This window comes from Flavobacterium sp. AK-345, from assembly GCF_058310175.1.
Genome location: NZ_JBZEER010000001.1, coordinates 46659 through 66765 on the forward strand (window position 1 = coordinate 46659; position 20107 = coordinate 66765).

21 protein-coding genes are annotated in these 20107 nt (G+C 32.0%); 17 read left to right on the forward strand and 4 right to left on the reverse strand.

Annotated features, from left to right (window positions below):
- Nucleotides 1-7 precede the first annotated feature (7 nt).
- Nucleotides 8-787 (reverse strand): 5'-nucleotidase C-terminal domain-containing protein, encoded by a 780-nt coding sequence (locus AC4FQ3_RS00185; RefSeq protein ID WP_042564348.1) that lies wholly within the window; start codon nt 785-787, stop codon nt 8-10.
- 46 nt (nt 788-833) lie between these two features.
- Between AC4FQ3_RS00185 and AC4FQ3_RS00190 the strand changes: the two genes are divergently transcribed.
- From AC4FQ3_RS00190 to AC4FQ3_RS00270, 17 genes are all read left to right on the forward strand, one after another.
- The gene (locus tag AC4FQ3_RS00190) at nt 834-1346 is read left to right on the forward strand and encodes a DUF6913 domain-containing protein (RefSeq protein WP_491180419.1); all 513 of its coding nucleotides are present in this window, start codon (nt 834-836) and stop codon (nt 1344-1346) included.
- A 14-nt stretch (nt 1347-1360) separates the two neighbouring features.
- Nucleotides 1361-2254: a 4-hydroxy-tetrahydrodipicolinate synthase gene (gene dapA / locus AC4FQ3_RS00195; RefSeq protein WP_491180420.1), complete on the forward strand. Its 894-nt coding sequence runs from the start codon at nt 1361-1363 to the stop codon at nt 2252-2254.
- Nucleotides 2255-2378: 124 nt separating this feature from the next.
- Nucleotides 2379-3173, forward strand: coding sequence for an outer membrane protein assembly factor BamD (locus AC4FQ3_RS00200; RefSeq protein WP_042564351.1), 795 nt, complete (start codon nt 2379-2381; stop codon nt 3171-3173).
- Nucleotides 3174-3182: 9 nt separating this feature from the next.
- Nucleotides 3183-3500 carry a DNA-directed RNA polymerase subunit omega gene (locus tag AC4FQ3_RS00205; protein ID WP_008463064.1) on the forward strand — a complete coding sequence of 106 codons (318 nt, stop codon included), beginning with the start codon at nt 3183-3185 and terminating at the stop codon, nt 3498-3500.
- Between the two features lie 9 nt (nt 3501-3509).
- Nucleotides 3510-4718: a bifunctional phosphopantothenoylcysteine decarboxylase/phosphopantothenate--cysteine ligase CoaBC gene (coaBC, locus tag AC4FQ3_RS00210; RefSeq protein WP_073393723.1), complete on the forward strand. Its 1209-nt coding sequence runs from the start codon at nt 3510-3512 to the stop codon at nt 4716-4718.
- A 76-nt stretch (nt 4719-4794) separates the two neighbouring features.
- Nucleotides 4795-5682, forward strand: a complete 888-nt coding sequence (gene porD, locus AC4FQ3_RS00215) for a type IX secretion system protein PorD (RefSeq protein ID WP_073393724.1) — start codon at nt 4795-4797, stop codon at nt 5680-5682.
- Between the two features lie 54 nt (nt 5683-5736).
- Nucleotides 5737-7389, forward strand: a complete 1653-nt coding sequence (gene recN, locus AC4FQ3_RS00220; RefSeq protein WP_491180421.1) for a DNA repair protein RecN — start codon at nt 5737-5739, stop codon at nt 7387-7389.
- A gap of 17 nt (nt 7390-7406) precedes the next feature.
- On the forward strand, nt 7407-7928 hold the full coding sequence (locus tag AC4FQ3_RS00225; RefSeq protein ID WP_042564355.1) for a hypothetical protein: 522 nt from the start codon (nt 7407-7409) through the stop codon (nt 7926-7928).
- Between the two features lie 18 nt (nt 7929-7946).
- Nucleotides 7947-9137: an enoyl-ACP reductase FabV gene (fabV, locus tag AC4FQ3_RS00230; RefSeq protein ID WP_491180422.1), complete on the forward strand. Its 1191-nt coding sequence runs from the start codon at nt 7947-7949 to the stop codon at nt 9135-9137.
- Nucleotides 9138-9263: 126 nt separating this feature from the next.
- Entirely contained in the window at nt 9264-10262 is a 999-nt protein-coding gene (locus AC4FQ3_RS00235) for a glycosyltransferase family 2 protein (RefSeq protein WP_073393728.1), read from the forward strand.
- 1 nt (nt 10263) lies between these two features.
- The gene (gene coaE / locus AC4FQ3_RS00240) at nt 10264-10860 is read left to right on the forward strand and encodes a dephospho-CoA kinase (protein ID WP_042564358.1); all 597 of its coding nucleotides are present in this window, start codon (nt 10264-10266) and stop codon (nt 10858-10860) included.
- A 59-nt stretch (nt 10861-10919) separates the two neighbouring features.
- Nucleotides 10920-12506, forward strand: coding sequence for a sensor histidine kinase (locus tag AC4FQ3_RS00245; protein WP_042564359.1), 1587 nt, complete (start codon nt 10920-10922; stop codon nt 12504-12506).
- A gap of 3 nt (nt 12507-12509) precedes the next feature.
- Entirely contained in the window at nt 12510-13226 is a 717-nt protein-coding gene (locus AC4FQ3_RS00250; protein ID WP_042564360.1) for a response regulator transcription factor, read from the forward strand.
- Nucleotides 13227-13838: 612 nt separating this feature from the next.
- Complete coding sequence (locus AC4FQ3_RS00255) at nt 13839-14600, forward strand: hypothetical protein (protein WP_302095591.1); 762 nt, start codon at nt 13839-13841, stop codon at nt 14598-14600.
- Entirely contained in the window at nt 14590-15981 is a 1392-nt protein-coding gene (locus AC4FQ3_RS00260) for an RtcB family protein (protein ID WP_491180423.1), read from the forward strand. The genes AC4FQ3_RS00255 and AC4FQ3_RS00260 overlap by 11 nt, the downstream gene beginning before the upstream one ends.
- 13 nt (nt 15982-15994) lie before the next feature.
- Nucleotides 15995-16684 (forward strand): peptide chain release factor H, encoded by a 690-nt coding sequence (gene prfH, locus AC4FQ3_RS00265; RefSeq protein WP_491180424.1) that lies wholly within the window; start codon nt 15995-15997, stop codon nt 16682-16684.
- Nucleotides 16671-17099: a hypothetical protein gene (locus tag AC4FQ3_RS00270; protein WP_491180425.1), complete on the forward strand. Its 429-nt coding sequence runs from the start codon at nt 16671-16673 to the stop codon at nt 17097-17099. Before prfH ends, AC4FQ3_RS00270 begins: the two co-directional genes overlap by 14 nt.
- Nucleotides 17100-17373: 274 nt before the next feature.
- On the opposite strand, the gene AC4FQ3_RS00275 is transcribed toward AC4FQ3_RS00270, so the two are convergent.
- The 3 genes from AC4FQ3_RS00275 to AC4FQ3_RS00285 form a co-directional block, all read right to left on the reverse strand.
- Nucleotides 17374-18120 (reverse strand): acyl-[acyl-carrier-protein] thioesterase, encoded by a 747-nt coding sequence (locus tag AC4FQ3_RS00275; protein WP_491180426.1) that lies wholly within the window; start codon nt 18118-18120, stop codon nt 17374-17376.
- Between the two features lie 60 nt (nt 18121-18180).
- A complete protein-coding gene (gene miaA / locus AC4FQ3_RS00280; protein ID WP_491180427.1) occupies nt 18181-19101 on the reverse strand; it encodes a tRNA (adenosine(37)-N6)-dimethylallyltransferase MiaA in 921 nt (306 codons plus the stop codon).
- A gap of 151 nt (nt 19102-19252) precedes the next feature.
- Nucleotides 19253-20095, reverse strand: coding sequence for an ion transporter (locus tag AC4FQ3_RS00285; protein WP_491180428.1), 843 nt, complete (start codon nt 20093-20095; stop codon nt 19253-19255).
- Between the last annotated feature and the right edge of the window lie 12 nt (nt 20096-20107).

Below are 20107 nucleotides of genomic sequence, written 5' to 3' on the forward strand. Positions count from 1 at the left end.
AACTTTTTTATTCTTCAGTAATTCGAATATCTCTTGGAACCGGAATTGTATCAACTTCCTTAAAATAATCAATAAATACATTTCGAATTTTATAATTTAAATCAAATTTTTGAACACTTTTAGCAAAGAAAACCATGCTGTCACCGCCATTAGCCAAATAGTCATTTGTGACAACATAATAAATTTTATTAAGGTCAAGAGGTTTTCCCTGAATCAAAATGTTTTTTGCGGTCTTGTCTTTTGCAATTGTAAAAGTCATTCCAGACAGTGGCTGTGCTTTTTGTACCTTAATAATATAAGAAGTTATTTCAAGAATCTGTTCTCCTTTTAATGCCATTACGACCAGACTGTTTTCAAAAGGCATAATTTCAAAAGCAGTTCTGCTGGTCACATTACCTTTAGGTAAAACCGCTCTTATCCCGCCATGATTCAATAAACATAAATCGATACTTTTTTTCTCACGGGCTTTAAAAACAAGATTTCCTCTTTCTACACAAACATCAGCCATTAAATTACCAATTGTTGTTTGCCATTTCCCTGTGCTTTTATCCAAAGTTTCAGGGCAATAAGCCAAAACGCTGTCCAAATCTTTATTGATATGCTCTCTATATGGTTTTATGAAGTTCTCAATTTCAGGGGTTTCGGCCTGTTTTTCGGTAACTGGAAGCTGCTTCCCTTCGATTTTTGTTAAGTTGTAGTTTTTGTTACTGCAGGAAACTATAAAAAAAAGTGTTAAGAATATAACAAAAAGTTTTAAAACTCCGTTATACTTTTTTAGATTTACCATCTTAAATGCGACTTAAATAATTAATTTTGTAATTTGTAAAAGTACTATGTTTTTAAATTATATAAAGGAATTTTTTGTAAAAAAATCATTAAAAAATAACTTACATAAAGTAAAAAACGAAGTATTTACAAGTAATATACAAACAATTGGATTGCTGGTTGATGAAAGTAAAATTCGATATGCTAAAGAGTTAATTAGCGAATTAATCTTAAAAGGAATTAAACCGGAAAACATAAAAATTGTTCAGTATAGAGGCAAATTAAAGAAGAAAAAAACGTATTCAGAAACTACTTTTGGTAAAAAACATATCAATTGGAAAGGCAGAATTACGGTAGATTTCTTAAATGAATTTGTCGAGACAGAATTTGACCTTTTGATTAGTTATTATGAAGTTGAAAAACCAATTTTGATGATGATAACCAGCAAATCAAAAGCGAAGTTTAAAGTCGGGTTTGCATCAGTCGATGAAAAATTAAATCGATGGATGATAAATACTGATTTAGAGAATTATAAACTTTTCATTTCCGAATTGTTTAAGTATTTAAAAAGTATAAAATAAATTATAAATAGAATATGCAATCATTAATAGGAACAGGCGTTGCACTTGTAACACCATTTAAAAAAGATTTCTCAATTGATTTTGAAGCGTTACAGCGAATAGTAAATTTTTCGATTGATGGAGGAGTTGAATATCTTGTAGTAATGGGAACAACGGCAGAAAATGCTACCCTGACACAAGACGAAAAAGAACAGGTAATTAATGCGGTAATTGATATTAATAAGGGAAGATTGCCAATTGTACTTGGTGTTGGAGGAAACAATACTATGCAGGTTGTAGAAGAATTAAAAACAAGAGATTTTTCTGCTTTTGAAGCTATTCTGTCTGTTTCACCATATTATAATAAACCAACTCAGGAAGGTATTTATCAGCATTTTAAAGCTATTGCCGAAGCATCTCCAATTCCGGTAATTTTATACAATGTACCAGGAAGAACGTCAAGCAATATGCTGCCATCGACAGTAGTTCGTCTTGCCAAAGATTTTGACAATGTTGTGGCTATAAAAGAAGCTGCCGGTGATGTTGTGCAGGCAATGCAATTAATAAAAAATGCACCAAAAGATTTTCTTGTGATTTCAGGAGATGATATGATCGCTTTACCAATTGTTTTAGCGGGTGGAGCAGGTGTAATTTCCGTAATCGGGCAAGGTTTTCCTAAAGAATTTTCAGAAATGATTCGTTTAGGTCTTAATAAAAAAGTAAATGAAGCGTTTAAAACACAATACTTTTTATCAGATTGTATTGATATGATTTTCGAACAGGGAAATCCTGCAGGAATCAAACAAGTGTTTCAAGCCCTTGGTATTGCTGAGAACACAGTACGTTTGCCATTAGTTTCTGTAGACGATTCGTTGGCAAACAGATTAAACGAATTTGTAAAACACAGTATCAAAGTAGAGCAGGATTAAGGGTATTTTAATATACCAAAAAATATTTTGTAGTAGCTAAATTAATAACTAAATTTGCCACCGGAACTTCGGTGTGATTTTGCTTTGGCACAATTGTCTAAGAAATCATAATAAAAGTAAGAAAATGAAAAAAATAGTATCTCTATTAATTGTTGTTGTCCTTTTTTGTTCTTGTAGTGATTACCAAAAAGCATTGAAAAATGAAGATGTTGCGGCAAAATTTGAAATAGCAACAAAAATGTATGAGGCAGGTAAATATAATAAAGCTATTCGTCTTTTTGAGCAACTAGCGCCAACTTATAGAGGTAAACCTCAGGCAGAGAAATTGTTTTATATGTTTTCTCAGTCATATTATAAAACAAAACAATATTATTTGGCCGGCTATCAGTTTGAAAGTTTTGTTTCTGGGTATCCACGAAGCGAAAAAGTTCAGGAAGCAGCATTTTTAGGAGCTTTCAGCTATTCAAAATTATCACCAATTTATAGCCTGGATCAAACAGATACAGTAAAAGCCTTAGAGAAATTACAGGCTTTTATAGACAATTATCCAAATTCAGAATATCTTCCTCAGGCAAATGCAGCTGTACAGATTTTGAACGGTAAACTTGAGAAAAAAGCATACGAAAATGCAAAAGGTTATAATACGATTTCAGATTATAAATCGGCATTAATTGCGTTTGATAATTTTATCGCTGATTTTCCCGGAACACCTTTTAAAGAAGATGCATTGTTTTACAAATACGATTCAGCATACCAATTAGCAATAAATAGTGTTCCTTCAAAAATGCAGGAACGTTTAAATGTTGCCAAAGCAGCTTACAATAACTTAATTAAGTTTAACAGCGCTACAAAATACAAAAAACAGGCAGACGAAATGAATGCCAGAGTTGAAACTGATTTACAAAAATTTACTAAATAAAATAAAGTCATGGATTTAAAAAAGACGAATGCTCCTGTAAATACAATAACATACAATAAAACAGTTATTGAAGAGCCAACAGGAAATGTGTATGAAGCAATTACCATTATGGCTAAAAGAGCAAACCAAATTAATTCTGAAATTAAAAAAGAATTAACTGAAAAATTAGAAGAGTTTGCTACTTATAATGACAGTCTTGAAGAAGTTTTTGAAAATAAAGAACAAATTGAAGTTTCTAAATTTTACGAAAAATTGCCTAAACCACACGCTTTAGCTGTTCAGGAATGGTTAGACGGTAAAACTTACCACAGAAGTTCAAACAAATAATACAGTATAATGTCAGTTTTAAACGGAAAAAAAATTTTACTGGGAGTTTCTGGTGGAATTGCAGCGTATAAAACAGCCACATTAGTACGACTCTTTATAAAAGCAGGTGCACATGTCCAAGTGATAATGACACCTGCTTCTAAGGATTTTGTAACTCCACTTACGTTATCTACGTTATCAAAAAATCCTGTACACTCTACTTTTTTTAATGAGGATGATCAAGATGCAGTTTGGAACAATCATGTTGAATTAGGTCTTTGGGCTGATTTAATGATAGTTGCTCCCGCAACTGCCAATACATTATCTAAGATGGCAACAGGAAACTGTGATAATCTTTTAATTGCTACTTATTTATCGGCTAAGTGTCCTGTTTATTTTGCTCCGGCAATGGATCTGGATATGTACAAACATCCTTCAACACTATCGAGTTTTAAGGCTTTAAAGCAATTTGGTAACGTTATGATTCCTGCAGAAAATGGCGAATTGGCCAGCGGTTTATCCGGAGAGGGAAGAATGGCAGAACCTGAAAATATCATTGCTTTTCTTGAAGCTGATCTGGAAAGTAAGTTGCCATTAAAAGGAAAAAAAATACTAATAACAGCCGGCCCAACATATGAAGCAATAGATCCTGTACGTTTTATAGGTAATCATTCTTCTGGAAAAATGGGATTTGATATTGCAAATGCCGCAGCCAATTTGGGGGCTCAGGTTATTTTAGTTTCGGGACCAACACATTTTAAGGCAAAAAATACTTCAATTGAAGTGGTAAACGTAGTTTCTGCACAAGAAATGTACGATGCCTGTCATGCACATTACAACGATGCAGATGTTGCGATTGCTGCTGCTGCCGTTGCTGATTATAAACCTAAAACAGTTGCTCTTCAAAAGATTAAGAAAGCTGCTAATGAATTTTCGATTGAACTCGAAAAAACAAAAGATATTCTGCAATCATTGGGAGCCATTAAAAAAAATCAGTTTTTAATTGGATTTGCTTTAGAGACCGAAAATGAAATTGAAAATGCTAAGTTGAAAATTCAGAAAAAAAACTTAGATTTGATAGTTCTTAATTCTTTGCAGGATGAAGGCGCAGGTTTTAAAAAAGAAACCAATAAAGTTACCTTTATTGATAAAGATTTTAAAATTGAACCAATGGAATTAAAAACAAAAGAATCGGTTGCGGTTGATATTTTAAATAAAGTAATTTTACATTTTTCTTAAATACCACAGATTTTTTAATCAAAAAACGGAATAAGAATAGCTAAATCGAATTTCGATAAAGCAAACATTACCTTGTATGAACAATAGAATAGTTACTCTTTTAGTATTTTTAATATTTGGCTTTGCCCAGGCGCAACAGCTAAATTGTACTGTAACTATAAATACTGAAAGACTCCCAAACCCTAATCAACAGGTTTTTAAAACACTTCAGACCTCATTATCTGAATTTGTAAATAAAACAGACTGGACAGGAGCGCTTTTAAAACAAAATGAAAGAATTAATTGCTCAATGTATATTACACTTTCGTCAAATAGTTCAGACCAGTTTACAGGTACAATTCAGGTACAATCTTCCAGATTAATTTATAATTCAACATATTCTTCGCCTGTCTTAAATTATAATGATAAAGACTTTAATTTTACTTATACAGAGTATCAGCCTTTATTGTTTAATCCAACTACTTTTGAGTCAAATTTAGTATCTGTTATCTCTTTTTATAGCTATATAATTTTGGGATTAGATGCCGATACTTTTCAAATGGGTGCCGGAAGTCCGTATTTTGAAACTGCTCAAAATATTGCCAACGTTGCACAGCAAGGAGGTTCTAAAGGCTGGAGCCAGACTGATGGACTTCAAAACCGTTATTATTTAATAAATGATCTGGTTTCACCTACATATAGTGATTTGCGTCAAACTAGTTTTTTATATCATACAGGATTGGATAATATGACTGTTGATTTAAAAACATCAAAAGAAAAAGTGAAATCGTCTATAGCATTAATAGGGAAATTAAACTCAGTTAAGCCAAATGCTTTTTTAACCCGGGTATTTTTTGATGCTAAATCAGATGAAATTGTTTCTATTTTTTCTGGTGGGCCAAGTATTTCGGTTACAGATTTAACAGACGTTTTGAATAAGGTTTCGCCATTAAATTCTACTAAATGGTCACAAATTAAATTTTAATTGACTTTTCAATTTTAACTTTATTCATTAATTTTATTTTCACATATTTATCCTATGATAACTTCGCTGTCGATTAAAAACTACGCCCTGATTGAAAAATTGTCTATTGATTTTTCAAAAGGTTTTTCTATAATTACAGGTGAAACAGGAGCTGGTAAATCTATTATATTAGGTGCTTTAGGATTGGTTTTAGGAAAAAGAGCCGATTTGACTTCCTTAAAAAATAAAGAAGAAAAATGCGTAATTGAAGCTCATTTTGAAATTTCAAAATATAACTTAAAAGAATTTTTTGAAGCAAATGATCTTGATTATGAGGATGACACTATAATCAGACGTGAAATTTTGCCTTCGGGAAAATCACGTGCTTTTATAAACGATAGTCCTGTAAATCTTCAGGAATTGCAAGACTTAAGTTTGTTTTTGATTGATATACATTCGCAGCAGCAAACTCAGGAATTATCAGATGAAAGTGTTCAGTTTAAAATAATTGATGCCATTGCTAATAATTTTGATACAATTTCAGCTTATCAAAAATTATTAAAAACATATAAATCAGATAAATCTAAATTAAACGCTTTATTAAAAAAGCAAAGTGATTCTGGCAAAGAACAGGAATACAATACTTTTTTATTGAATGAATTGGTTGCAGCCAAATTAAAATCAGGTGAACAAGAAGAATTAGAAGCCGATTTTGAGAAGCTTAATAATGTTGAAATTATTAAAGAATCAATCGACAAATCATTAGTAATTGCAAATGAAGAGCAATTTGGGGTTTTTCATAATCTGAATGAAATCAAGGCTTCATTGCAGAAAATTACACCATTTTCGGTAGAGTATCAAAATTTATTTGAAAGAATTACAAGTATAACTATCGAATTTGATGATGTTTCAAGAGAATTACAAAATGCTTCTGAGAAATTATTAAATGATCCTGAAAAATTAGAATTAACCAACCAAAAATTGCAGTTAATTTATAATTTACAGAAAAAGCATCAGGCAAATACTGTTGATGAATTATTGGAAATTCAGGCAAATCTTGAAAATGCAGTTATTGAACTGGGTAATATAGAAGAAGAAATTGAAATTCTTTCTAAAGCAATTGAGCAAAAAGCGCAGGAGTTAGATGTTTTTTCAGAAACAATTCGTCAAAACAGACTAAATTCAATTCCGGTATTATCAAATCAGTTAATCACGATTTTGGAAACGCTGGGAATGCCAAATGTTCGATTTAAAATGGATCTTTTACCATCTGAAACATATTTTCAAAATGGAAAAGACGAATTGCAATTTTTATTTTCTGCGAATAAAGGAACTGATTTTGGTTTGTTGAAAAAAGTAGCTTCAGGCGGGGAAATGTCACGTATTATGCTGGCTGTAAAAGCAATTTTGGCACAGTATTCAAAATTACCAACTTTAATTTTTGATGAAATTGATACTGGAGTTTCTGGAGAAATTGCCATTCGAATGGGCGAAATCATGAAAGAAATGAGTGCAAAGATGCAGATATTTGCTATTACGCATTTGCCACAAATTGCTGCAAAAGGTGATTCGCATTTTAAAGTTTTCAAATCTACTGTTGCAGAAGATACACAATCAGAATTAAAACTTTTATCGCCGGACGAACGTATTACAGAAATTGCACAAATGCTTTCAGGAGCCAATATTTCTGATTCGGCATTAAATCATGCAAAAGAATTATTAAATTAAGATTATAAGGTATAGGTATGGAAAGTTTAAGCTTTTACGAAAATCAATTTATTAAGGCAGATTCATTAATATCTGAAGGAAATATTGCCGACGGAAAAGAGATGCTGGAAGAAATATTATCTCAATATCCCGATTTTGGAAAAGCCCACAATCATTTAGGGTGGATTTACTACAATAAGTTAAGTAACTATGATAAAGGAATTTATCATTATAAACTGGCAATGAAATTTGAACCAAAATATCCTGCGCCGTATTTAAACTACACTTATTTGTTAATAGATATTGGTCGATATGCGGAAGCTAAAGAGCATATTGATTTTACATTTAACAATCTTGAAAATGTAGATTATTCTTCATTTAACAGTGAATTAGGAAGAATGGCTGAATATGAAAGCAATTATACTGCAGCTTATAATTTCTATAAGTTGGCGAAGAAAAATGCTTTAAATCCAAATTTTATAGACAATATGAATGCCAACATGAAAAGGGTTAAGGATAAAATGTCTATTTTTGAAAAATTAAAACTGAAATTGAATTAATACAATAAATAATACAAGATGATTATAGAACCTAGAATGCGAGGATTTATTTGTTTGACTGCACATCCTGATGGAAGCGCGCAAAACGTAAAAAATCAAATAGAATATATAAAATCGAAAGGTCCAATTAACGGAGCAAAAAAAGTACTGGTAATTGGTGCTTCAACAGGTTTCGGATTGGCTTCAAGAATCACAAGTGCTTTCGGGTCTGATGCAGCTACAATTGGAGTGTTTTTTGAAAAACCGCCAGTTGAAGGTAAAACAGCTTCTCCGGGTTGGTATAATTCAGCAGCTTTTGAAACTGAAGCTCACAAAGCAGGTTTATATGCAAAAAGTATCAATGGAGATGCTTTTTCAAATGAAATCAAAAGAGAAACCTTAGATTTAATAAAAGCAGATTTAGGACAAGTTGATCTTGTAATTTATAGTTTGGCTTCGCCAGTTCGTGTGCATCCAACTACAGGAGTGACGCATCGTTCTGTTCTAAAACCAATCGGACAAACATTTACAAATAAAACAGTTGATTTTCACACAGGAAACGTTACAGAGGTTTCAATTGCTCCTGCAAATGAGGAAGATATTGAAAATACGGTAGCAGTAATGGGAGGTGAAGACTGGGCTATGTGGATTGATGCTTTAAAGGCTGAAAATTTACTGGCTGAAGGAGCTACAACAGTTGCTTATTCTTATATAGGGCCATCATTGACGGAAGCTGTATATAGAAAAGGTACAATTGGACGCGCAAAAGATCATTTAGAAGCTACTGCATTTACAATTACAGATAGTTTGAAATCTATAGGAGGTAAGGCTTATGTTTCTGTAAACAAGGCATTAGTGACTCAGGCAAGTTCTGCAATTCCGGTTATTCCGTTGTACATTTCTCTTTTGTATAAAATTATGAAAGAAGAAGGAATACATGAAGGTTGCATCGAGCAAATTCAGCGTTTGTTTAAAGACAGATTATACTCAGGATCAGAAGTTCCTGTAGATGAAAAAGGAAGAATCAGAATCGATGATTGGGAAATGCGTGATGATGTTCAGGCAAAAGTTGCTAAACTTTGGTTAGAAGCAACGACTGAAACTTTACCTGCAATTGGTGATTTGGCAGGATATAGAAATGATTTCTTAAATCTATTTGGTTTTGAATTTGCAGGAGTTGATTATAAAGCCGAAGCAAATGAAGTTGTAAATATTGAAAGTATAAAATAAGTACAAATTAGTACTACATATAAGAAACCATTCGTTGCGGCGAATGGTTTTTTTGTTAATATAACATATCTTTACTGAAATTTTGAAATTTAAAACAATCGCCACTTTAATAACGCATATTCCATTATGATTTTTTCTTTAATTATACCCGTGTATAATCGTCCGGATGAAGTTGATGAACTTTTAGAAAGCCTAACCAAATCTGATTATAGTGAAGCTTTTGAAATTGTTCTGATAGAAGATGGTTCTTCCATTCCCTGTAAAGATGTTGTGATGACATATCAGGGAAAGCTAAATATTTCTTATTATTTTAAAGAGAATTCAGGGCCGGGAGATTCAAGAAATTTTGGTATGCAGAAAGCCAGAGGTGATTATTTTATCATTTTTGACTCAGATTGTATAATTCCTCCAAATTACTTAACCGAAGTTCATAAAGAGTTAGATAAGAATTATGTTGATTGTTTCGGTGGACCGGACAGAGCATTAGCCAGTTTCTCAGATATTCAGAAAGCCATTAACTTTGCAATGACTTCATTTCTTACAACCGGTGGAATTCGTGGCGGGTCTGAAAAAATCAATAAATTTCAGCCTCGCAGCTTTAACATGGGGATTTCTAAGAAAGCATTTGAGGCTTCAAAAGGTTTTGGAAACATTCATCCTGGCGAAGATCCCGACTTATCTATCCGTTTATGGAACCTTGGTTTTCAAACCAGACTGTTTCCTGAGGCTTTTGTGTACCATAAACGAAGAATTGACTGGGAAAAATTTGCTGTTCAGGTAAATAAATTTGGCAAGGCAAGACCAATATTAAATAGTTGGTATCCAGAACATAATAAGCTTACTTTCTTCTTTCCGACCGTGTTTATATTAGGTTTATTATTAGCTTTTTTACTGTTAATTTTCAATATTGATATTTTATTACAATTATATTTCGTATATTTCGTTATAATATTTCTTACGGCAAGTATTCAGAATAAAAGTATCAAAATTGGGTATTTATCTGTTATTGCTGTCTGGAAACAATTTTACGGATACGGAACTGGCTTTTTAGAATCTTTTATAAAAATTATCCTTTTAAAGAAAAAACCACAAGAAGCTTTTCCTCGTATGTTTTTTAAAGTATAGTATGACAAAAGTTATTGGTTTGACAGGAGGAATTGGTAGTGGTAAAACAACCATTGCAAATTACTTTAATGAAATGGGAGTTCCGGTTTATATCGCAGATGATGGTGCAAGAAATGTAATGAAATCTGACCATATTATTGAGGAGATAAAAACCTCGTTTGGTGAAGCCTTATTTGAAAATAACATTTTGAACCGTGCTAAACTTGCTGAAATTGTATTCAATGATAAAGATAAGCTGGCTGAATTAAATGCAATAGTACATCCTGCTGTAAAAAAAGATTTTGAGGTATGGTTATTGCAACATAAAAGTTACCAATATGTAATTTATGAAGCTGCTATATTATTTGAAAGCGGGCGTTATAAAGAATGTGATTTAATTATAACAGTTACTGCGCCCGAAGAAGTTAGAATTGAAAGGGTCTTAAAACGCGACAATACCACAAGAGAACAAGTTTTAAGCCGAATGAAAATGCAATGGAATGATGAAAATCGAATTTCCAGAAGCAATTTTGTTATTAATAACGATAATCTTAAAAATGCTAAGGAAGAAGTTGTTAAAATTCTTAAAATTTTAGATATTAAACAAAATCAGTCTTAAATGTTAATATTTGGTTAATGTATTATTTAGTATATTGTTAAAATATTAATTTTGTTTCGATGAATAAATTATTTTTTAGAATACTTGTTTTATTGATGAGTTTGTCCTTAATAGGGATAATTCTGGTTCAGGTATTTTGGTTCAATTCTTCGTTTAAAAATAACGACGAGCAATTTAAATACCACGTTACCCAAGTGATTGGGAGTGTTGCTGATAAACTTGAACAGCAGGAAGAGTATAGTTTTTACGATAAATACAATCGCATAAAAGACAGTACAGGTAAAATTCCAAAGAAAGAAGATTTATTGGAAGTTCTTTACGTTCAAAGAAACACAAAAACAAATAAAACAATTGTTTATTCTAACACACTTACGTCTGAAGATTACGACATAAGCGGATCGCTTTTTAATAAAAAGTTTAGCAGCGAAAGATTTAAAAACTTTAGCTCTAAAAGAGTAACTGAAATTTATAATAATAATAACAATATCGATAATAATGCTTTAGGACAAAGTATTATTCCGGATTTAAAGATTGAAAAATCAGGAAGTCTGGATATTTTAAATAAAGTTCAGCAACAGATTCAATATAAAGATATTGCTTCTCTAACTCCAATCGAAGGAAGAATTACAAAAGATAAGCTGCAAAAGCTATTAAAAAAGGAACTGGAAGAATACGGTGTAAAAACCAAATTTGAATTTGGCGTTCTTAATAGTGGTTTAGCAACAAAAATAAAATCTGATGGTTTTCATTATGATAAAGATGCGAGCTATCATATACCAATATATACAGATAATGAAGGAAATAGTAAATATGAACTATTTATAACGTTTCCTCACAAAAAGAAATTTTTATTATCAGAATTATTGAGTATTACAATATTATCAATTGTTTTTACACTGATTATAATTGTAGCTTATACAAGTGCATTGAATCAATTGTTACGTCAAAAGCATATTTCTGAAATCAAAACAGATTTTATAAATAATATGACGCATGAGTTTAAAACTCCAATTGCAACAATAAACTTAGCGCTTGATGCGATAAGAAACCCCAAAATTATTGAAGATAAAGAAAAAGTTTTTCGCTATCTTCAAATGATCAGAGACGAAAATAAAAGAATGCATGCTCAGGTTGAAAATGTTCTCCGAATTTCTAAATTAGAAAAAAGAGAACTTGATATCACCAAAGAGCCAACTGCTATTCATGATATAATTGATGACGCAATTGAACACGTGAATCTAATTTTAGAAGATCGACACGGAACAGTTGTAAAACATCTAAATGCCGCGAGAACAACATGTTTGGTAAATGAAGTTCATTTTACAAACGTCTTGGTAAATATTTTAGAAAATGCAATAAAATATTCTCCGGATATTCCGGAAATTGAAATTTTTACAGAAAATGTTAAAGACATGATTCTGATAAAAGTTAAAGATAATGGACTTGGTATGAGTAAAATAGCTCAAAAAAGAGTTTTTGAGAAGTTTTACAGGGAACATACCGGAGATTTACATAATGTAAAAGGCCACGGTTTAGGTCTGGCTTATGTAAAAAGAATAGTTGAGGATCACAATGGTCAAGTATATGTTGAAAGCGAAAAAGGAAAAGGTAGCACCTTTATAATAAAAATACCATTAATAAATTAAAATATGGAAAATAATAACAAAAGAATACTTTTAGTAGAAGATGACCTTAATTTTGGGGCAGTTCTTAAAGATTATCTAATGTTAAATGACTTTGAAGTTACTTTAGCTAAAAACGGTATGGAAGGTTTCGAGAAATTCAAGAAGGACGTATATGACTTATGTATTCTTGACGTAATGATGCCTTATAAAGATGGTTATACTTTAGCCAAAGAGATTAGAGAGAAAAATAGCGAAGTGCCAATTATATTTTTAACTGCAAAATCTATGAAAGAGGATGTGTTAAAAGGGTATAAAGCAGGAGCTGATGATTACTTAAATAAACCTTTTGATTCAGAAGTTTTATTAATGAAAATCAAAGCTATTATTCAAAGAAAATCGGCTGATACAAAAGCAGAACAAGTTCAGTTTGAGTTTAATATTGGTAAATTCCATTTAAATTCTAAACTTAGATTTTTAACTTTCGAAAACGAAGAGCCAATAAAATTATCTCCAAAAGAAAATGAATTGCTTAAAATGTTGATTCTTCATGAAAATGATTTAATGCCAAGAGAATTAGCATTAACGAAAATCTGGAGAGATGACAACTATTTTACTTCAAGAAGTATGGACGTGTACATCGCTAAATTGAGAAAATACCTAAAATCTGATGAAGATGTTGAAATTCTTAACATTCACGGAGAAGGTTTCAGATTAGTTGTTAAAAGCAAAGTATCTGAATAAGTTATAGAATAACAAACTAGTTCATCCAAAAAAAAAGAAAGCTCTGAGAAATCAGGGCTTTTTTTATGCTCAAATTTTAGTTTACTGCTTAAAGATTTCACGTCAATAATACTTTTTGAGCATCGTTTGTTCTAGAATTGAAGTGATAAACGTTGCGAAAATTGGAATTTGGAATTTATTTTTGAAATTTAATATTAAGGTATAGTAGTTTGTTTTCCAGATAGATATTATCGGTTTTTTGAATTTCTGAAAAACGATAAATATTTTTTACATGAATTTTCTCTAAATAAATTTGGAAAAACAAAAAACAATTCTGAATATTTGCAAACGAAAAAATAATAATAACCCTGTAAAACGAAGAAAAATGTTTGTACTTACATCAACATCTCAAAGCTTCACACCAAACGAATTTGGTGCAGCGCTTCTTCGTGGCTTATTTCAATCTTAGAAAGTAATTTTTAGATATATAAAAAGCCCGAAGACATTTAGTTTCGGGCTTTTTTTATTCTAGACACTTCAAATTTTCCCGAATAATCGATTTTTATTATTTATCCGTATGGATAAAATGCCGTAGCCAGTTTGGCTATTAATTTAATACGTTATAATTTTTTTATGGAAAATTATACAGTAGAGGAGTATGCTTTGTGCTCTCGCTTTAAAAGTAAAAGGAGAAAAGAAAGAGCAGTAAAAGAAGATTTTGAAAAACAATTAATTCAGTTAAGAAAGCTTGAAGATCAACTCTGGAAAAAACGTAGAGATTTACCATTAGTTCTATTAAAAAGTCCCTATCAAAAAGGTTGGCAACGCAATTTTGTATTAAGAGATGATATTAAAAGATCAAATGAATCTTCTTTTTACCAAATTTTACTGGAGAAGATAAATACGGTTCAGTATTCTTCTGAAAAATCTTTTAAGAAAAAGAAAAAGAGGAAAAGAAAACACGTATATGTTGAAAAACTTCAAACTGTAAAAGAGTTTTCTGAATCAGAATGGAGAAGTCCAAAATTAGCATTGACAGAAAAAGAGAAAATGCATTTTTATAAGAGGGAACGATGGTGTCCTAATTGTAAACGTTATAAAATTCATTATGTATTTAATGAACCATGGCGTTATGTATTTAGCGTTAGGCCAAACATGATAACGCATACTAAAATGGTTGATGAACTCTTGGAAAGTGAAATTCGAATTTTAGACAATTATATTGTAAATCAAAATTTAAGACACAAAATAAACAAATTAGTTCTGGGGAAAGCTCGTTTTTCGGGGTATTATCAATATGAAAACCCGAAAGAGAAAAACCCAATTAAAAATAAAAGCCTGCATGTATTGTATCAACAATATGCAGATGAAAATGATATAAATCATGGGAAATAAATTATCCGGAAAAGACCTGATTAAGTTAGGCTTTCCAAAAAACAATTCAATAAATATTGCTCTTGGGCAAATAAACAGATATAGAAAAAGAGAAAAAAAAGAATCCATTTTAGCAGAAGCCAAAGAAGTTTTGCTTTATCCTGAAAAATTTGAGGGAAATGGAACGTGGGGAAAAGTAGCTGAAGGTTTAATCAAACCGGTTCAGGTTCGAATGCACCAGCTTAAAACAACACGTGCTCCTTTTACAATTTTTGGTGAAAATGAAATTGATCAGCAAGCTAAATTCCAATTGTATGACTCTTTAAAATTACCAATTTCAATTGCAGGAGCTTTAATGCCAGACGCACATTCAGGATACGGATTACCAATTGGCGGAGTTTTGGCAACAGATAATGCTGTTATTCCTTACGGAGTTGGAGTTGATATTGGCTGTCGAATGAGTTTGTCAATTTTTGACTTACCAGCGTCGCATTTTAAAGGAAAAGAGCATCAGTTAGAAGCAATTTTAAAAGACAATACCAAGTTTGGAATGAACGAAACACATGCCACAAAAGCTGATCATGATGTTTTTTACAGAAGTGAATTTCAGGATATTCCGTTATTAAAGAACCTTTTGCCAAAAGCGTATAAACAATTGGGAAGTTCAGGCGGAGGAAACCATTTTGTAGAATTTGGAATTGCAAAAATTGATAATCCGGAAAACGAATGGAAGTTAGGAGTTGGTGAATATTTCGCTGTTCTTTCGCATAGCGGATCACGTGGTTTAGGTGCTAATATTGCGAAACATTATACGTACTTGGCAACGAAACAATGTCCGTTACCAAAAAATGTACAGCATTTGGCATGGCTGGATTTAAATACGCATGACGGTCAGGAATATTGGTTGGCGATGAATTTAGCGGGAGAATATGCCAAAGCCTGTCACGATGATATTCACAGAAGAATTGCCAAAGCAATAGGAAAGAGGGTAATTGTTACAATTGAAAACCACCACAATTTTGCCTGGAAAGAAATTGTAAACGGCCAGGAATGCATTGTACACAGAAAAGGAGCAACTCCAGCTGCTGAAGGACAATTGGGAATAATTCCAGGTTCAATGACAGCTCCCGGCTATATTGTAAAAGGGAAAGGAAATGCAGCAAGTTTAAATTCAGCCTCGCACGGTGCAGGTCGTTTATTTTCAAGAGCTAAATGTAAAGCTACTTTTACTCAAAGTGAAATCAAAAAAGTTTTGAAAGCTAATGAGGTCACTTTAATTGGAGGAAATATCGATGAAGCTCCGATGGCGTACAAAGACATTACAAAAGTAATGGCGAATCAAACGGATTTGGTTGAAGTTCTGGGAACTTTTACTCCGAGAATCGTTAGAATGGACCGCTAAAAAGAAATTAAAAATGGAAAAAATTATTCAGATAACGGCCGGTCGCGGACCTGCAGAATGCACTTGGGTGGTTGCCCAAGTGCTTAAAAAAGTGTTGGAAGAAGCTCAGGAACAGCAATTGGAAACGACGTTATTACAAAGAGAAGTTGGTTCTGAAAATGGAACTATTGAAACGGCAACAATTGCTGTGAAAGGAAAAAATGTGGCAGCATTTGTAAATTCCTGGATTGGAACAATTCAATGGATTGGACAGAGTCAGTTTCGTAAAATGCACAAACGCAAGAATTGGTTTATAGGTGTTTTTGAGATTGAACCGGAAAAAAATGCGTCCATTTCGGAAAATGATATTCAATATCAGGCAATGCGAAGTTCCGGTGCTGGGGGACAACACGTTAATAAAGTAAGTTCGGCAGTTAGAGCAACACATATTCCAACAGGAATTGCAGTTGTAGCAATGGACAGCCGTTCACAACACCAAAACAAAAAACTGGCAACAGAAAGATTATTAAAAAAATTAGAAGACGAAACTTTGCAACAACTTAAAAGTTATGTTGGAAAACAATGGGAGAACCAACTGAATGTTCAGCGTGGCAATCCGGTTAGGACTTTTACAGGAAGTGATTTCAAGAAAAATAAAGTGCTTAAAAGTTACAAAGGAATTCGACAGAAATTAAAAACAGATTTAAGAAATGAAAACAATTGATAAATACCTTTTTCAGGCTTTGGATAATTATCCGTATTCGCTTGAAGAAACGATTGAATCTTTAGATTACGCTTTTTCGTATGATGCAAAAAATACGATGGTTTTGTGTTTATACGGAAGAATCCAGGCGGAGCAATTATTGAATTATGAGGAAGCAAAAAGCTATTTTCAGGAAGCTTTGGCTATTAATATCTATGCTCTTGAAGTATATCCTTATTATTTGCATGTTTTAATTTTGAATGAAGATTACGAAGAAGCACAAAAGCTGATTGATTTTGCTTTAACCATAAAAGGAATAAATAAATCTGAAATTTTTGTAAAAAAAGCGATTCTTCTAGAAGCTCAACAAGAGTTTAAAAAAGCATTAAAGGAGATTAAAAATGCTAAACTTACAACCTTGCAGTTTGCTTTTTGATTCTGATATTACAGAAGTAGAGAAAAGAATTAAAGACAAAATTGAGTTGCTTGAAAAGAAAAAGAAGCCAAAGAAATCGAAAAAGAAATTAAAGTAATTTTAATAAAAAAAAAGATGCTAATTGCATCTTTTTTTTTATTAAGTATAATTTCCTGCAAGGTTTTCAAAACCTTGTAGGTTTTTTATCTGGGTTATGATATCGGATTTTAAATAAAATATTTGGCAAGTGTAATACCTACAAGGTTTTGAAAACCTTGCAGGAATGGATAGTAGTTTATTTCCAATGTAATTCTAAAGCAAAACATGTCTTTTCCCCTTTTGTAATGCTAAATGTCGCGGTCGTATGATTATCATCTTCACTTTCGTGAATTACGACATTATCTTTCAGCGAAAGTTCTTTCATGAAGTTCATTTCAAAGCTTTTCACTTGTTGTTTTAAAATTCTCTTTTCATCAACGTGATCAAGGCACCACTCTAAATATTTCACGTTATTAACGTGATTTACAATATCTAAATCTGATAAATAAACTGTTTTTTCAAAAATAGCCCCTTTTTCGTGATTGATATTGATTTTTGAAAAACCTTCAGTTGTGGCCCTATTTTCGGGAAACAATTCAAAATGTTCGTAAGGCAAAGCTAAAGCTTCTGGACGGCGTAATTGTGTATTAAAAACTGCCCAATACGTTTCACAGCCTACTATTTTTTTGTCGTTTACATACATTTCTAAAGCACGAACGGAACGAGAATTTTCTAAACTATTGATCCATGTTTTTACTGTAACAATATCCTGCCATTTTGGTAAAGCGCTAATTTCAACACGCATTCTGCTTAAAACCCATGCCTGATGAAATTCCTGCATATCAAAAAAGCTGATGCCACCAACTTCGGAATGTGCCGCGGCTGTTAACTGCAGGATATTACACAAATCGGTATATTTTAAGAAACCGTTTGGGGTGCATTGCGTGAAATTGATTTCCCAGTCTTTGCTTAAAACTGATGTGAAATTTGGAGATATTGGCATTTTGTAATTTTAGATTTATTTTAGAGAATAGAATAGAGTAAAGAAAAAATACTTTCGATTTTACTTTATAAGATTTTCTATATAATTGATTATATTTTTTCTGTCTGTCACGTAATCAAACCATTTAGTGTTTTCATCTCGTTTAAACCAGGTTAATTGTCTTTTGGAGAATCTTCGGGTGTTTTTTTTGATTTCTTCGATTGCAAAAGGCAAGGTAAAATCTCCGTCAAAATAACTAAATAATTCTCTATAACCCACGGTTTGTAATGCATTTAACGCTTTATTAGGATACAAAGTTTTTGCTTCTTCTAATAAACCTTCGTTCATCATAATATCGACACGTTGATTAATTCGATCGTAAATTACTTGTCTTTCAGATTCTAAACCAATTAAAATTGGAGTGAAGTTTCTATTGTTTTTCTTTTGATTTAGAAATGAGGAATAAGGTTTTTGTGTTCCAATGCAAACTTCTACAAAACGCATCATTCGTTGTGGATTTTGTAAAGTTTGTGGATTTTCTAAAGCTATTTTTTGAAAATATTCCGGATCTAAAAGTTGTAATTGTTCCTGTAAATAATTGATTCCGAGTTTTTCGTAATTAGAATTTACTTCTGCCCTTACGGAAGGATCAATTTCAGGAAATTCATCAAATCCTTTTAAAACAGCATCAACATATAAGCCCGAGCCACCAATTAAAATTGCAAATTCGTTTGTTTGAAATAATTCTTCTAATTTTAATAGTGCTTCTTTTTCGTAATCGCCAACAGTATAATTTTCAAAAATAGATTTATTTTGAATGAAATGATGTGTGGCGGATCGTAATTCTTCCTGATTTGGAACTGCAGTACCAATTGTCATTTCTTTAAAAAACTGACGGCTGTCGCAAGAGATTATTTCGCAGTTAAAATGTTTTGCCAAAGCAATACTTAAGGCTGTTTTGCCTATAGCTGTTGGTCCGACAATGGTAATTAAGTATTTCATATTTTTTAGCCCAGATGGAAATGGAAACCCCGGACTTATGTTTGTTCGTTTTTTTGGGATAAAAGAGCGACTTTAGAAGCTCCTTTTGTGCCTTAAAAAAACAACAAAGATAAGGAGGAGTTGCAATGTACAGCTGGATTAGCTTCTTAAATTAATTATTTGGTAATTGCGTTCCACATTCGTAACAGTATTTTGCGTTATCAAAATGTACTTGTGAATTGCATTTTCTGCATGTTTTTTTTCCGCTCACACTATTACTGTTTTTTAAACTGCTTTTTGCAAATTCTGCTGTAACGATTCCGGTTGGTACGGCTATGATTCCGTAACCCAAAATCATTACTAAGGCTGCAATGAATTGTCCTAAAGGGGTTTGTGGAGAAATGTCACCATAACCAACAGTTGTTAATGTTACAATTGTCCAGTAAATACTCATTGGAATACTTGTAAAACCAGATTCTTTTCCTTCTACTAAATACATTATTGAGCCGATTATTATGGTGCTTATCAAAACGAAGTAAATGAAAACAAGAATTTTTTCTTTGCTGGCTTCAATTGCTTCCCGAAGCTGAATTGATTGATGCGATATCTGCGGAATATGTAATATTTTGAACAATCTGAAGAAACGCAATGCCCTCACAATGGACAGTATGCTTGCTCCCGGAAAAAATATTGACAAATACATGGGCAAGACGGCGAGTAAATCTATAATTCCGTAAAAGCTAAAAATATATTTGATTGGCTTTTGAATCGAAATTATTCTTAGAATATATTCAATAGTAAAAAATATCGTAATAATCCATTCGCAAATAATAAGTTGGCTGTGGTATTTTTGATTGATTCCCTGAACGGTTTCCATCATTATCAAAAGAACACTCAACAATATCAATCCCAGAAGCACTAAATCAAACATTCTCCCTAAAATGGTGTTTGTACCATATAGAACAATCTTGATTTTTTCTCTGAAATGTTCGTATTTTGATTTCATTTTTTTCATAATTTACAAATA

Bases quoted from the DNA above. Each gene is read 5' to 3' on its own strand.
- AC4FQ3_RS00185 (WP_042564348.1), bottom strand. From the start codon at position 787: ATGGTAAATCTAAAAAAGTATAACGGAGTTTTAAAACTTTTTGTTATA.
- AC4FQ3_RS00190 (WP_491180419.1), top strand. From the start codon at position 834: ATGTTTTTAAATTATATAAAGGAATTTTTTGTAAAAAAATCATTAAAA.
- dapA (WP_491180420.1), top strand. From the start codon at position 1,361: ATGCAATCATTAATAGGAACAGGCGTTGCACTTGTAACACCATTTAAA.
- AC4FQ3_RS00200 (WP_042564351.1), top strand. From the start codon at position 2,379: ATGAAAAAAATAGTATCTCTATTAATTGTTGTTGTCCTTTTTTGTTCT.
- AC4FQ3_RS00205 (WP_008463064.1), top strand. From the start codon at position 3,183: ATGGATTTAAAAAAGACGAATGCTCCTGTAAATACAATAACATACAAT.
- coaBC (WP_073393723.1), top strand. From the start codon at position 3,510: ATGTCAGTTTTAAACGGAAAAAAAATTTTACTGGGAGTTTCTGGTGGA.
- porD (WP_073393724.1), top strand. From the start codon at position 4,795: ATGAACAATAGAATAGTTACTCTTTTAGTATTTTTAATATTTGGCTTT.
- recN (WP_491180421.1), top strand. From the start codon at position 5,737: ATGATAACTTCGCTGTCGATTAAAAACTACGCCCTGATTGAAAAATTG.
- AC4FQ3_RS00225 (WP_042564355.1), top strand. From the start codon at position 7,407: ATGGAAAGTTTAAGCTTTTACGAAAATCAATTTATTAAGGCAGATTCA.
- fabV (WP_491180422.1), top strand. From the start codon at position 7,947: ATGATTATAGAACCTAGAATGCGAGGATTTATTTGTTTGACTGCACAT.
- AC4FQ3_RS00235 (WP_073393728.1), top strand. From the start codon at position 9,264: ATGATTTTTTCTTTAATTATACCCGTGTATAATCGTCCGGATGAAGTT.
- coaE (WP_042564358.1), top strand. From the start codon at position 10,264: ATGACAAAAGTTATTGGTTTGACAGGAGGAATTGGTAGTGGTAAAACA.
- AC4FQ3_RS00245 (WP_042564359.1), top strand. From the start codon at position 10,920: ATGAATAAATTATTTTTTAGAATACTTGTTTTATTGATGAGTTTGTCC.
- AC4FQ3_RS00250 (WP_042564360.1), top strand. From the start codon at position 12,510: ATGGAAAATAATAACAAAAGAATACTTTTAGTAGAAGATGACCTTAAT.
- AC4FQ3_RS00255 (WP_302095591.1), top strand. From the start codon at position 13,839: ATGGAAAATTATACAGTAGAGGAGTATGCTTTGTGCTCTCGCTTTAAA.
- AC4FQ3_RS00260 (WP_491180423.1), top strand. From the start codon at position 14,590: ATGGGAAATAAATTATCCGGAAAAGACCTGATTAAGTTAGGCTTTCCA.
- prfH (WP_491180424.1), top strand. From the start codon at position 15,995: ATGGAAAAAATTATTCAGATAACGGCCGGTCGCGGACCTGCAGAATGC.
- AC4FQ3_RS00270 (WP_491180425.1), top strand. From the start codon at position 16,671: ATGAAAACAATTGATAAATACCTTTTTCAGGCTTTGGATAATTATCCG.
- AC4FQ3_RS00275 (WP_491180426.1), bottom strand. From the start codon at position 18,120: ATGCCAATATCTCCAAATTTCACATCAGTTTTAAGCAAAGACTGGGAA.
- miaA (WP_491180427.1), bottom strand. From the start codon at position 19,101: ATGAAATACTTAATTACCATTGTCGGACCAACAGCTATAGGCAAAACA.
- AC4FQ3_RS00285 (WP_491180428.1), bottom strand. From the start codon at position 20,095: ATGAAAAAAATGAAATCAAAATACGAACATTTCAGAGAAAAAATCAAG.